Genomic DNA, 12,002 nt, shown 5'->3' with positions numbered 1-12,002 from the left:
AGCACTCAGCCGGCGGTGCGTTCCAGACGGAATCGGTAACCGCGTCCCCGCAAGGTTTCAATAGGATTGAGTGTGCGATCCGGGTCGAGTTTGCGGCGTAATCGGCCCACCAGCACTTCCAGCACGTTGCTGTCACGGTCCTCATCTTCCTGATAGAGATGCTCGGTCAGTTCAGTTTTGGAAATCACTGTACCCGCGTGAAGCATGAGGTATTCCAGCAATTTGTATTCATAGGCAGTCACTTCCACCGGTTGGGTATTCAAGGCGACCTGCTGAGCGCCGGTGTCCAGGGCAACGGGTCCGCAATACAACACCGCCTGGGTCCAGCCGCCAGTGCGGCGAATCAGCGCCCGCAACCGCGCTAACAATTCCTCGGCGTGAAAAGGTTTAACCAGATAATCGTCAGCGCCCGCTTCCAGTCCCTCGACCTTGTCTTGCCAGCGTCCGCGGGCGGTCAGAATCAGGATCGGGAATTTGCGCCCTTCCGAACGCCAGCGACGGATCACTTCAATGCCAGACATCTCGGGAAGTCCCAGGTCGACAATCGCTGCATCCAGCGGGTATTCCTGACCTACGTAGAGTCCGGTTCGACCATCGGCGGCAGCGTCCACCGCGTAACCCTGTTCGTGTAATTGGGCGGTGACCCGTTCCAGCAAGGGGGCTTCGTCTTCAATAACCAGAATGCGCATGTTGTCTCTCAATCGCTGTTTAATCGCGCATGGCGCCGTTGCCGGGATCATAATGGAAGTTGCGAACCCGACCATCGGGTTGCAGGATGCGGACCCGATAGCCACGCCGTCCATCGCGTTCGGCGCCCTGCACGCCCAATACCCGACCTCCAGTCGCACGGCGGGCGGCGTCAGCCGCTCGATCAGGATCGGCGAACGAGCGGCCCGGTTGACGATCCGTTCTGCTACGGGCAGGTGGGCCATAATCGCCGCTGCGGTACGATCGATAGGATTGCGCCTGGGCATTGCCGGTGACGAGCAAGCCCGCTAGCGCTAAAAGCGCCAAATAACGCAGTAGCATCGATCTGTTGGACATGACATAAAACTTCCAGATGAACTCTTGAACAAGACTAAAGGTAAGCGTTCACCTCCCCCCTTTGAAAAAGGGGGGCCAAAATCCCCCCTCACCCCCCTTTGCCAAAGGGGGGGACTGAACGGTTACGACTAAAGTTTAGCTTGATGAGCGTGAATCAGGACTGAATTATCCAGATAAAATCCTCGATCTTTCGCCGCAAACCTGGGCATGGACGGAGGGAGCGCCGTGGGTATTCAGTAGGGATTCAGCCGGCGCTTCCTAGTCTGGATCGCACTGCACGACACGGGAATGACGCCGTGGATCCGCAATTAATCGGGAGTGAACAAAGATGAACATGAAATGGCAAGCAGGATTATTGGCGATTTTAATCCTGTTGGGTCCGACTGTGGTTTGGGCGCAACGGTTCAACATGCGTGATGTCGAGGTAGAAGTGGTCAACGAAAGAGGGCGACCGTTTCCACAATATCCGCTACGGCGCGGTAACCACGGAATGGTTTATAAGGCGCATCTGGAAGCAGTGCGTGGCAGCAATTATTCGATCCAGATTCGCAATCGCAGCAATCAGCGGATTGGCGTGGTGATCGCCGTGGATGGGCGCAATATCATTTCCGGCGAGCGCTCCAGTCTTCGTTCGGACGAACGAATGTATGTGCTTGGACCCTATCAGCAGGAAACTTATGAAGGTTGGCGAACCGGTAAAAATCGGGTCAATCGTTTCTATTTCACCGATGCTGGCGACTCCTACGCGGGTGCCTGGGGCGATTATTCAGCGATGGGGGTTATTGCAGTGGCGGCTTTTCGAGAAGTTGCGTATGAACCGGCGCAGCCACAGCCCTGGTCCGAAGGCCGGCGGAATGAACGCCGCGCAGGCGAATCCAGTCGGCAAGGCGCGCCTCCGGCGGCGGCAGATGCGCCGCGCACCCTGCGGGCAGCGCCTGGCACTGGCTATGGTGAAAAAGAGTGGTCTCCATCGCGGCGTGTGGAATTTGAAGCCGAGCGGCGACCCTTTGCGCAATTTTTCCTGAAGTACGCTTGGCGCGATACGCTGTGCCAAGAACGAGTCATTGATTGCGATCGCAGCCAGCGGCATCATCCGCGCAACCGATTCTGGGATGAAGAGGATCGCTATGCGCCGCATCCGCCACGTTATGATCGTTACGATGATTTGCGGTAGCTTGTAGAGAGGCTTTTAACTGCCGAGGGTTGAATTCCCCGCAGCTCGCTGCGGGGTTGGCTTTTTTACGCACTGCCTTAAGCCCGATCAAACGGAAACGCTAACACCTCGGCCAGCATCTCTTTCCCCGCCGCCAGCATGACCAATCGGTCAAAGCCCAGCGCTACCCCGGCACAGTCGGGCAATCCATCCGCCAGCGCCATCAGCAGGTTTTCATCAATCGGCATCACTGGCAAACCTTGCGCCTGCCGCGCCGCATTCTCCGCGGTAAACCGGCGGCGTTGTTCAACCGCATCCCCCAGTTCGTGGAAACCGTTTGCCAGTTCGATACCGTTCAAATACAACTCAAAACGTTCGCCAACCAGTGGATTGTCCGGTTGCAACCGGGCCAACGCCGCTTGCGAAGCGGGATAGTCGTAAACGAAGCATAGTCGCCCCTGACCAAGATGGGGTTCAACGCAGTGCGTAAGCAGCAGGTCCAGCCAGGGATCGACATCTTCCTTCGGCATCCCCGGCGGGATAGAAATGCGCCTTTTTTTCGCAGCGGTTGCCAGTTGCGCAACCGTTGCCTGATGCGGATTCAGGCCAAGCAGTCGTTCAAACATGTCCTGATAGCTCAGCCATTCCGGTTCCGCTAACGGTAACCGATCTGCCAGCAATTCTGTTACCAGCTCAGTAACCTCTTGCATTAACTGATGATAATCAAAACCGACCCGGTACCACTCCAGCAGGGTGAATTCGGGATTATGACGGCGCCCGGCTTCGCCATCGCGAAATGCTCGGGCGATTTGGTAGATACAACCACTGCCTGCCGCCAACAGGCGCTTCATGGGAAATTCCGGGGAAGTATGCAGGTACAGCGTTTGGGCGTGGCGCGGCCCTGGTCCTGAATACGCGGTGACGAAACTGGTCAGATGCGGGTCGGTAGTTGCCGCCGCTGACAGCATCGGTGTTTCCACCTCCAGCACCTCCCGCGCTGCAAAGAACGCACGGATTTGCGCCAGTAATTCAGCCCGCAGTCGCAGTATGCCTGACGCCGGATGCTTGTAGCCTGACATTACGCCGGCTGCAATTGCACTACGGTTTCCGCCGTCATGCAAACCCGGTTACGACCACCATTTTTAGCTTCATACAACGCCGTGTCAGCGCGCTGCATGAGATCCAGCAGCGTTTCCTGCGGCTGGCGAATCGCAATGCCAATGCTCACAGTGATCACGCGCCCGGTCATCGGCGCCTCAAAACGAATAGCCGCGACCTGCGTCCGCAATCGTTCGGCAAAAACAGTGGCCTGAGCCACCGCATCGCCCACTACAAAGATGGCGAACTCTTCTCCGCCCAGCCGCATTGGAATATCGCTGCCTCGAATGGAACTCAGAATTTCCGCAGCGACCCGCCGTAGTACAACATCCCCTTGATTATGCCCGTAGGTGTCATTCACGCTTTTGAAGTGATCAATATCCAGCATCAGCACCGCCACCCGATTGCCAGGATTGCGATCTTGAATGTCGCAGAGCCGCTGAACAACCTCCTGCATATAGATGCGCGTGAACAGGCCAGTCAGGGGATCGCGGATCGAACGCTCGTAAATTCGTTGCCGCTCCATGTCGAGTTGGCGATAAATGACCTCCCGCCCCACCGCAACTTGCAATGGCACACTCATCTGCTCAATGACCTGGCGCAACTCATCATTAGAGGTCGCCGGTTCGGCCAGATGAATAATCGCCACCGCATGCGCCGTTCCTTGGGCGGGCGAAAACAAGGGCAACATCAAAGCCAAAGCATCATCGCTGTCGCCGGCCAGCATGAACTCGGTCGCACCGGTTACATGCAATTCGCTCCATTGCTTGTGATCCAGATCGAGAATGCGAGCGACGACGGCGGGCGGCTCGGTTTCGACGCCACGGTAGCGACTCTCGGGCGAAAGATACAGAACTTTCTGTTCATCCAGCCGAGCGTAAAACTCCAGTGAAGTCGCGGGCAAGATTCGCCGAGTGATCGCCAACAGACTGTTAGCAATGTCATGAAAATCCCGGTAGATCAACATGGTCTGTATGATATCGCGCAGCGTCTGGTTCAATTGGGACAAACGCCGGATGTCGGTGTCGCCGTAGGCAATCAGGTAAAGTCCGCAATCCAGGGTTTTCAGCTTGTTGATCATGAAGCTGACCAGCTTCTCGGGAATGATCGAACCATGCTGTGGGGCGATGATGCGAATCGGACAACGCTCAATGGCTTGCAGCGCGTAACCGAGAATATCCCGACTCGGCATGTAGTGTTCGTGAAACGGGCGCATAGCCTCGAAATACGCTTCGCCTTGCGCTACCAGGGAAAACTCCGGTGTTAACCCACCAAAGATATCGCTGGAAAACAAGACCCGAGATACTGGGTCAAACGTGCAGATCGCGCCAGGAAAGTGTGCGTAGGGAGTAAATACAAACTCCAGCGTGCGGTCTTCCAGCGGCAATTTCCAGGCATGTTCCTCCACCAACCAGAACGGCATTCGCAACCCATAATGCTTGATCAGCATCTGAGTTCGCCAATGCGTAATCAGTACGGCATCGTCCCGACCCACGATTTGATCGATTAACGGCAATGCACCGGTGATGTCCGGATCCTGATGGTGGCAGATAAAATAGCGGATCTGGGAAAACGGGATGATCTCTTCGATCTTGCGCAGGGTATGGCGGAAAGTCAGCACCGAACCGGGATCCAGCAACACCGATTGATTTCCCTGCTCAATCAGATACACATGACATTGAAAAGTATCTTTTTCCTGATGATGTCCAACCCACCAGATCCGATCGGCGACCTGGATCGCATGGCGAATGTCAGCATGTTCAAGATCGTCAATCGTGCAGGTGGCAGTCATCGCCATATTCTCCACACAAGGCCCAGCCGATTCAGGAGGGCTAAAGTCGGGTATTTTTGCAAGCAGCGCAGCTTTTAAGAAACCCGCTTTGCTGTTTTCAATCGAATTAACGGGTTAATTATGTACGGCCTGCCCGTAAAAACCCACTTTCGCAACTATTCTTTGACCCGGGACACATATTCGCCCGTTCGGGTGTCTACTTTGATGACCTCGCCACTCTGGACAAACAACGGCACGCGGACCACCGCGCCGGTTTCCAGGGTCGCTGGTTTGCCACCACCGCCCGAGGTGTCGCCGCGCAGACCCGGATCGGTCTCGATAATGGTCATGATGACGAAATTCGGAGCCGCGACGCTCAAAGGGACGCCGTTCCACAGGGTAACCTGGCAAATTGCTTCTTCCTTCAGCCATTTTGCGGCATCGCTCACCGCTGCTGCGTCAGCGGTGACTTGTTCAAAACTCTGCGGGTCCATGAAATGCCAGTATTCGCCGTCGTTGTAGAGATATTGCAGTTCAACATCGACGACATCGGCGCCTTCCACGGTGTCGCCGGATTTAAAGGTGCGCTCGATGACCCGACCGGTTTTCAGGTTGCGCACCTTGACTCGGTTGAACGCTTGGCCCTTACCGGGCTTGACGAATTCATTCTCGACGACGGTATAAGGATCGCCATCCAGCATGATCTTCAGCCCACCCTTGAATTCATTAGTACTATACGTTGCCATGCAAAATTCGCCTTCTGTTAGAGTGATTGAGCAATAAAGCATATATGATAACTGCAAAGCCGTTGTCCCGTCAGGCTTCGTGCTGGCAGCGGGAATTCGCCCGCGCTATCCGCGATCCCAACGAGTTACTGCGAGAGCTTGACCTCAATCCCGCCTTATTGCCCGCAGCGCAAGCCGCGGCGGTAAAATTTCCGCTGCGGGCGCCACGAGGTTTCGTGGCGCGGATGCGTCGGGGCGATCCAGACGATCCGTTGTTAAGGCAAGTGTTGCCGCTGGCGGAGGAACTGGCGCCCGCGCCCGGCTTCGTCGCTGATCCGTTAGACGAACAGGCCACGCAAGCCGCGCCAGGGGTTCTGCATAAATACCCCGGTCGCGCGCTGTTGATCGCCACGGGCGTTTGCGCGGTGCACTGCCGTTATTGCTTCCGCCGGGCGTTTTCCTACACCGAGGCTCGAGCCGGAGCGAATCAGTGGCGATCAGCGTTGTCCTATTTGGCCAGTGACGCCAGCATTCGTGAAGTCATCCTCAGCGGCGGCGATCCACTGGCGTTGTCCAACCGTCGGTTGAGCGTCTTGCTGGCGGCGCTGGAGCAGATCCCGCATCTGGAGCGGTTGCGGATTCACAGCCGGTTGCCGATTGTTTTACCCGAGCGCATCGACGACGGGTTGGCCGCAATGCTAACCGACACTCGGTTGCGCCCGGTTTTGGTGATCCATGCCAATCACCCGCATGAAATCGACGAAACCGTGGTCAAGGCGCTAGAATGTTTGGCGACGGCAGGCGTGACATTGCTGAATCAGTCAGTGCTGCTGCGCAGCGTTAATGACGATGCAGCAACCTTGGCGGCATTAAGCGAGGCGTTGTTTGCCGCCCGAGTACTGCCCTATTATTTGCACTTGCTTGACCATGTGCAGGGTGCGGCGCATTTTGCTGTGAAGGAAAACGTAGCATTAGCTATTATGAACACATTACGTCAGCGGTTGCCAGGCTACCTGGCGCCTCGGCTGGTGCGAGAACAACCAGGGCAATTGGCCAAAACCTTGGTGGAATCATGCCGCTGATGAAGTCTTGCTTCCCGTTTGGATTCTGGCCCCCAGCAGAGGTTGGAGCGCGTGTCTGAGCCTTCTGTCATTAACCTGTTGATCGTGGATCGCTCCCGATCTGATATTGACCATATCGTCAAAACCCTTCGTGGCGATGATTATCAACTCGAATTGACCGAGACCGACCAGGCGGAAGAAGCCCGGAGCACGATCGATTATCAACCCCTGGATATCATTCTTCTGCGACTGGCCGACGAATTGCCCACCATTGCCGAGATGCGGTTGATGGTAGCTGAAGCGCAGCAGGACATTCCCCTCGTGGTTGTAGTGGATGACGAACATCGCCAGGAACTTCGACCGTCTCGTCTGCTGGAGGAAGGCGCCGACAATTATTTTTACCTGGATGACGCCGATCATCTGGTCGCGGTCATTCGCAAGGAGTTACGCCATCTCCAGGATCGCAAGCGCGAGAAATCATTTGAGGTGCGCTTCAAAGAAGGGGAAATCCGCAGTCAGGCGTTGCTGGAAAACATTCAGGAAGCCATTGCCTATATTCATGAGGGCGTTCACGCCTACGCCAACGCCGCCTACCTGCGCCTGTTCAGCTATGAGCGCAAGGAAGATCTGGCGAATATTCAACTGGTCCACATGGTCCCACCGGGCTACCGGGATGCGCTGAAAAGCGTACTGCGCCGTAGTATCCGCTCTGGCAAAGCGATTGAACCCGTGGAGCTGGTCGGAGTAAGAAGTAACGGCCAAACCTTTCCCATTCTGTTGGAGTGCGCTCCAACTCGAATGAATGACGAACCCTGCACCCAGATTCTCGTCCGCGATGCGACTCCAGAGAAAAGTCCTTACAATCAGCAACTAGAGGAAATGCTCAAGTTTGACGAAGTGACCGGTCTCTACAGCCGGCGATTTTTCCTGGAATCGGTGGAAATTGAGCATGAAGGCTCTGTGTTGTACGTGCTGTTCACCGATTGCTCCACGATTCGTCATTCGATGGGCTTTGAAGCCACCAGCCAATTCATGCGCGACGCGGCGGGCTTGATCAAACGCATGCTGGATCCGGATGATATGGCGGCCTATTTCGCCAGTGAAGTCATTGCGATCTATGCGCCCACCCGCTCATCGACCGATCCCTTGATGCTGGCTGAGCATATCCGCGCCACGATTGCTTCTCATAACTTCAAAATCAGTGGCAAGTTATTTACCACGACTTGCTGCGTGGGCATTTACGATGCCCGCGAAAGTCATGAAACCGCATTGCAGATTCTGTCCCATGCCGATCGAGCCTGCGAGACCGCGCGGCAGAAAGGCGGTAATCAGGTTGACGTTTATACGCCGCCCAAAGATGAAAGTATCTCGGAGCGAGATGGCGGCGCGATCAGCGAGCAAGATGAAGCAACAATTCACCTGATTCGCGATGCGTTGACCAAGGGTCGTTTCAGTTTGAACTATCAACCGATTGTCAGCTTTGAAAGCGCGGAGGAAGCGCGCTATAAAGTCTATCTGCGGATTGCAGATGACGCAGGTGATCGCCAATCGATGGATAAACTGGGCAATGTGGCAGTGCGGTATGGCATGATGAGCACCCTGGATAAATGGACCATCATCCGGGGGATGGCGGCATTGATTGAAATCCAGAAGAAAGGTGATACCCCTCCCATTCTTTTTGTTCGACTATCTCGTAATTCATTGGCCGACAAAGATTTCTTTGACTGGTTAGTCAAGCGTTTCAAGGAAAGCCGGCTGACGCCGCAATTCCTGGTGTTTGAAATTAAGGAAGATGACGCTGAGGAGGGCTTTGAGGAAACCCGGTTGTTGCAAGTGCGCCTGCGGGAGTTGGGCTGTGGCCTTGCGCTGTCCCATTTTGGCGGTAAGTCGCATTCCGAGCGGCTGCTTACGGGACTAACGCCGGACTATATCAAGCTGGATGGCAGCCTGATTGAGCGGTTGGCTAAGGCCAAGGATGAAAACAGCCGGCAGGCGATGGCGCAACTCGCCCAGCGCGCCCACGAAATCAACACCCGGGTCGTGGCCGCCGGGGTTATGACTGCGCCACAGATGGCCAGCATCTGGCAATTCGGCGTCACGTTAGTACAAGGTAATATGGTGGCGGAAGCCAGCGAGCATCTGGACTTTGATTTTCGTCAGTATGCGGGGTGAGTCGTGAGTAGCGAATGGGGCTTTCGCTACTCCTTGCCTCCCTATCCTCTCTGGCGCAGCGCGGCGATCCGCTCTTCCAGCGGCGGATGGGTCATCAGCAACTTGCGCAGACCCTCGCTCAACCCACCGTTGATGCCAAACGCCGCCATTTGCGAGGGCAATTGCGAAGGCTCATGCAGCTGTCGTAACCGCTCCAGTGCGGCGATCATTTTGCCGCGACTGGCCAGCCGCGCGCCGCCGGCGTCAGCATGAAACTCGCGTTGGCGGCTGAACCACATGACAACCAGCGACGCTAGGAAGCCGAATACGATTTCCATGATAAAGCTGGTGATGTAGTAGCCGATGCCGGGGCCGCGATACTCCCCGCCCCGCGAGAGCGCCTGATCCACCAGATAACCCACCACTCGCGACAGGGCGATCACAAAGGTGTTCAGCACACCTTGAATCAAGGTTAGCGTCACCATGTCGCCATTAGCGACGTGACTGACCTCATGGCCCAGCACTGCCTCGACTTCCTCGGCGCTCATCTGTTCCATCAGACCGGTGCTCACAGCGACCAGGGCATGGTTGCGGCTGGCGCCGGTAGCGAAGGCATTCGGTTCTGGCGAATGATAAAGAGCGACTTCCGGCATCCCGATTCCGGCATTCTGAGCCTGGTAACGAACGGTTTCCACCAGCCACAACTCGGTCTGGGTGCGGGGTTGCTCGATAACTTGAGCGCCGACCGACATTTTCGCGATCCATTTCGACATGAGCAGCGAAATCAGGGAGCCGCCCATACCGAAAATAGCCGAGAAGATCAACAGACCGGTGAGATTGAGGCCGGTTCCAACCAGAAAGCGATCAACTCCAAGTAAACGAGTGATGACGCCGAGCAGAATGATCACGGCCAGATTGGTGACAACAAACAGAAAAATACGCTTCATGATGGCGCTCCGCGAGGATGATGTTGAAGACTCTATAGGCGCTTGGGGGGGAATTTCAAGAAATGGCTATTGACTTCCCTTTTCCTCTGCGAGGTCAGAGGTGAGAGGATCTGATCAACATAGCGTCGCCATAGCTGAAGAACCGGTAACGCTGTTCAACGGCGTGGCGATAAGCGTTAAGAATTTGCGCATGGCCAGCGAAAGCCGCAACCAGCATCAGTAGAGTGGATTCCGGTAGATGAAAATTGGTAATCAGCGCATCCACGTTGCGAAAGCGATAACCGGGGTAAATGAAAATCCGGGTTTCGCCGCTCCACGGTTGAAGAATATTATTCTCGCCGGTAGCGGTTTCCAACGCCCGTACGACAGTAGTGCCGACTGCGACGATCCGCCCGCCACGCGCCTGGGTCGCCTGAATCTGCTGGCAAACCGCCGCGCTGACATCAATCCATTCGGCATGCATCTTATGCCCTTCAATACGCTCTGCCCGCAGCGGTTGAAACGTGCCCGCGCCGACATGCAGGGTAATAAAAGTGGATTCGATTCCCCGTTCGGTGAGCCGATCAAACAAGTTCTGATCAAAGTGTAAACCGGCGGTGGGCGCGGCCACAGCGCCGGGTTGACGAGCATAGATAGTCTGATAACGCTCCCAGTCTGCTCTAGTCGGTTCGCGGGTGATATAAGGCGGCAGGGGAATGCGGCCATGCTGTTCGAGCAACGTCAGTAGTGGTTGATTCCCGTCCAGGCGAATTTCGAACAAATCATCGTGACGACCGAGGACAGTGGCGGTAAATCCAGCGTCGAATTGCAATTTTCCACCGGATTTTGGCGCTTTACTGACCCGAAGTTGGACCAACGCCCGTCGTTCATCCAGCAACCGCTCCACCAGCAATTCGAACCGGCCACCGCTGGCCTTGTGTCCAAACAATCGGGCTGGAATCACCCGGGTGTCATTGAAGACCAGCAGATCGCCTGGCCGCAGCAGTTCGGGCAGATCGCGAAACCAGCAGTCGTCAAGTTGACCGGTCGCGCTGTCCAGCGCCAGCAATCGGCTATCGCTACGTTGCAGCGGCGGATACTGGGCAATCAGTTCTGACGGCAGATCAAAATGGAAATCCTGCCGCCTTAGCGAGTGAACCGGCGATCCGATGGGCTTTTTTACTGCAACCGGGGTCACCGTGGAACCCTGATCACTGTCTAAACTCTGATTGATCATTCCGTTGCCATCATGTGGATATTGAAATGCATAAGACCTTTTTGATTATCACCGCACTGTACGCCGCCAGTAGCTTGGCTGCCGAAAATCAAAGCTCCGAACCGGCTGCGCCCGCGCTGAGCGTGGCTCCGATGGCCCTCAAACAACCCGATCTGACCAAACTGCAAGCCGCGGTTAATGGCGAACAACCGGATAGTGTTGCTCCAACAGCTATCCCTGGTTTGTTCGAGGTCATTCTGGGCGGCCAGGTCTTCTATCTGAGCGCGGATGGCCGTTTTGTCTTGCAGGGTGATCTGCTGGAGCTGGACTCCCGCGCCAATTTGACCGATCGCCGGCGTGGCGAATTGCGAAGCAAGGCGATCGAGACCATCAATGAAAAGGACATGGTGGTATTCGCGCCAGAGGCGGCAGTCCAGCATACAGTGACGGTGTTTACTGATATTGACTGCGGTTATTGTCGCAAGATGCACAGTCAGATAGCTGCTTACAATAAGGAAGGCATCAAGATACGCTATCTGATGTTTCCGCGCGAGGGAATTAACTCCGATTCATTCAATAAGGCGGTGGCGGTTTGGTGCGCCGACAATCGACAGGAAGCGATGACCAAAGCCAAACGTGGCGAAGAGATCGAGCGCAAAACCTGCGACAATCCAATCCAGGCGCAATTTGAACTGGGCCAGAAACTGGGTGTGCGCGGGACGCCGAGCATGATCCTGGAAGATGGCGAACTGATTCCCGGGTACGTGCCGCCGACCCAATTAGCGCAGCTTCTGGCAAAAGGTAACAATTGAGAATTCATGTTCTACAACCCTTTGGAACCGTTCCAGAAAATTCCC

The 12,002-nt window shown here is 55.7% G+C and carries 11 protein-coding genes; 4 read left to right on the top strand and 7 right to left on the bottom strand.

Features of this window, described 5'->3' with window-relative positions:
• Nucleotides 1–5: 5 nt before the first annotated feature.
• Together H6973_12155 and H6973_12150 are read right to left on the bottom strand one after the other, a co-directional pair.
• Entirely contained in the window at nucleotides 6–689 is a 684-nt protein-coding gene (locus tag H6973_12155; GenBank protein ID MCP5126345.1) for a response regulator transcription factor, read from the bottom strand.
• Nucleotides 690–708: 19 nt separating this feature from the next.
• The gene (locus H6973_12150) at nucleotides 709–1,044 is read right to left on the bottom strand and encodes a hypothetical protein (GenBank protein MCP5126344.1); all 336 of its coding nucleotides are present in this window, start codon (nucleotides 1,042–1,044) and stop codon (nucleotides 709–711) included.
• A 328-nt stretch (nucleotides 1,045–1,372) separates the two neighbouring features.
• Between H6973_12150 and H6973_12145 the strand changes: the two genes are divergently transcribed.
• Complete coding sequence (locus H6973_12145) at nucleotides 1,373–2,218, top strand: hypothetical protein (GenBank protein MCP5126343.1); 846 nt, start codon at nucleotides 1,373–1,375, stop codon at nucleotides 2,216–2,218.
• A gap of 77 nt (nucleotides 2,219–2,295) precedes the next feature.
• Here H6973_12145 and genX read toward each other — a convergent pair whose 3' ends face one another.
• From genX to efp, 3 genes are all read right to left on the bottom strand, one after another.
• Complete coding sequence (gene genX / locus H6973_12140; GenBank protein MCP5126342.1) at nucleotides 2,296–3,276, bottom strand: EF-P lysine aminoacylase GenX; 981 nt, start codon at nucleotides 3,274–3,276, stop codon at nucleotides 2,296–2,298.
• Nucleotides 3,276–5,087 carry a diguanylate cyclase gene (locus tag H6973_12135; GenBank protein ID MCP5126341.1) on the bottom strand — a complete coding sequence of 604 codons (1,812 nt, stop codon included), beginning with the start codon at nucleotides 5,085–5,087 and terminating at the stop codon, nucleotides 3,276–3,278. Before H6973_12135 ends, genX begins: the two co-directional genes overlap by 1 nt.
• Before the next feature lie 155 nt (nucleotides 5,088–5,242).
• Nucleotides 5,243–5,812 (bottom strand): elongation factor P, encoded by a 570-nt coding sequence (gene efp, locus H6973_12130; GenBank protein ID MCP5126340.1) that lies wholly within the window; start codon nucleotides 5,810–5,812, stop codon nucleotides 5,243–5,245.
• Nucleotides 5,813–5,856: 44 nt separating this feature from the next.
• On the opposite strand from efp, the gene epmB reads away from it, so the two are divergent.
• Both epmB and H6973_12120 read left to right on the top strand, forming a co-directional pair.
• Entirely contained in the window at nucleotides 5,857–6,873 is a 1,017-nt protein-coding gene (gene epmB, locus H6973_12125; protein MCP5126339.1) for an EF-P beta-lysylation protein EpmB, read from the top strand.
• A 51-nt stretch (nucleotides 6,874–6,924) separates the two neighbouring features.
• On the top strand, nucleotides 6,925–9,024 hold the full coding sequence (locus tag H6973_12120) for an EAL domain-containing protein (GenBank protein ID MCP5126338.1): 2,100 nt from the start codon (nucleotides 6,925–6,927) through the stop codon (nucleotides 9,022–9,024).
• Between the two features lie 41 nt (nucleotides 9,025–9,065).
• Here H6973_12120 and htpX read toward each other — a convergent pair whose 3' ends face one another.
• Complete coding sequence (gene htpX, locus H6973_12115) at nucleotides 9,066–9,950, bottom strand: protease HtpX (GenBank protein MCP5126337.1); 885 nt, start codon at nucleotides 9,948–9,950, stop codon at nucleotides 9,066–9,068.
• Between the two features lie 94 nt (nucleotides 9,951–10,044).
• Complete coding sequence (gene queA / locus H6973_12110; protein ID MCP5126336.1) at nucleotides 10,045–11,166, bottom strand: tRNA preQ1(34) S-adenosylmethionine ribosyltransferase-isomerase QueA; 1,122 nt, start codon at nucleotides 11,164–11,166, stop codon at nucleotides 10,045–10,047.
• 26 nt (nucleotides 11,167–11,192) lie between these two features.
• On the opposite strand from queA, the gene H6973_12105 reads away from it, so the two are divergent.
• On the top strand, nucleotides 11,193–11,957 hold the full coding sequence (locus tag H6973_12105) for a DsbC family protein (GenBank protein MCP5126335.1): 765 nt from the start codon (nucleotides 11,193–11,195) through the stop codon (nucleotides 11,955–11,957).
• The last annotated feature ends 45 nt before the right edge of the window (nucleotides 11,958–12,002 follow it).

This window comes from Gammaproteobacteria bacterium (assembly GCA_024235095.1).
Taxonomy (GTDB): Bacteria; Pseudomonadota; Gammaproteobacteria; order Competibacterales; family Competibacteraceae; genus UBA2383.
This window is presented reverse-complemented; position numbering and strand designations above follow the sequence as displayed.

What these genes read in the sequence shown, in the direction of transcription:
- H6973_12145 (MCP5126343.1), top strand. Translation starts at nt 1,373, where the DNA reads ATGAACATGAAATGGCAAGCAGGATTATTGGCGATTTTAATCCTGTTG.
- epmB (MCP5126339.1), top strand. Translation starts at nt 5,857, where the DNA reads ATGATAACTGCAAAGCCGTTGTCCCGTCAGGCTTCGTGCTGGCAGCGG.
- H6973_12155 (MCP5126345.1), bottom strand. Translation starts at nt 689, where the DNA reads ATGCGCATTCTGGTTATTGAAGACGAAGCCCCCTTGCTGGAACGGGTC.
- H6973_12135 (MCP5126341.1), bottom strand. Translation starts at nt 5,087, where the DNA reads ATGACTGCCACCTGCACGATTGACGATCTTGAACATGCTGACATTCGC.
- efp (MCP5126340.1), bottom strand. Translation starts at nt 5,812, where the DNA reads ATGGCAACGTATAGTACTAATGAATTCAAGGGTGGGCTGAAGATCATG.
- H6973_12105 (MCP5126335.1), top strand. Translation starts at nt 11,193, where the DNA reads ATGCATAAGACCTTTTTGATTATCACCGCACTGTACGCCGCCAGTAGC.
- htpX (MCP5126337.1), bottom strand. Translation starts at nt 9,950, where the DNA reads ATGAAGCGTATTTTTCTGTTTGTTGTCACCAATCTGGCCGTGATCATT.
- queA (MCP5126336.1), bottom strand. Translation starts at nt 11,166, where the DNA reads ATGATCAATCAGAGTTTAGACAGTGATCAGGGTTCCACGGTGACCCCG.
- genX (MCP5126342.1), bottom strand. Translation starts at nt 3,276, where the DNA reads ATGTCAGGCTACAAGCATCCGGCGTCAGGCATACTGCGACTGCGGGCT.
- H6973_12150 (MCP5126344.1), bottom strand. Translation starts at nt 1,044, where the DNA reads ATGTCCAACAGATCGATGCTACTGCGTTATTTGGCGCTTTTAGCGCTA.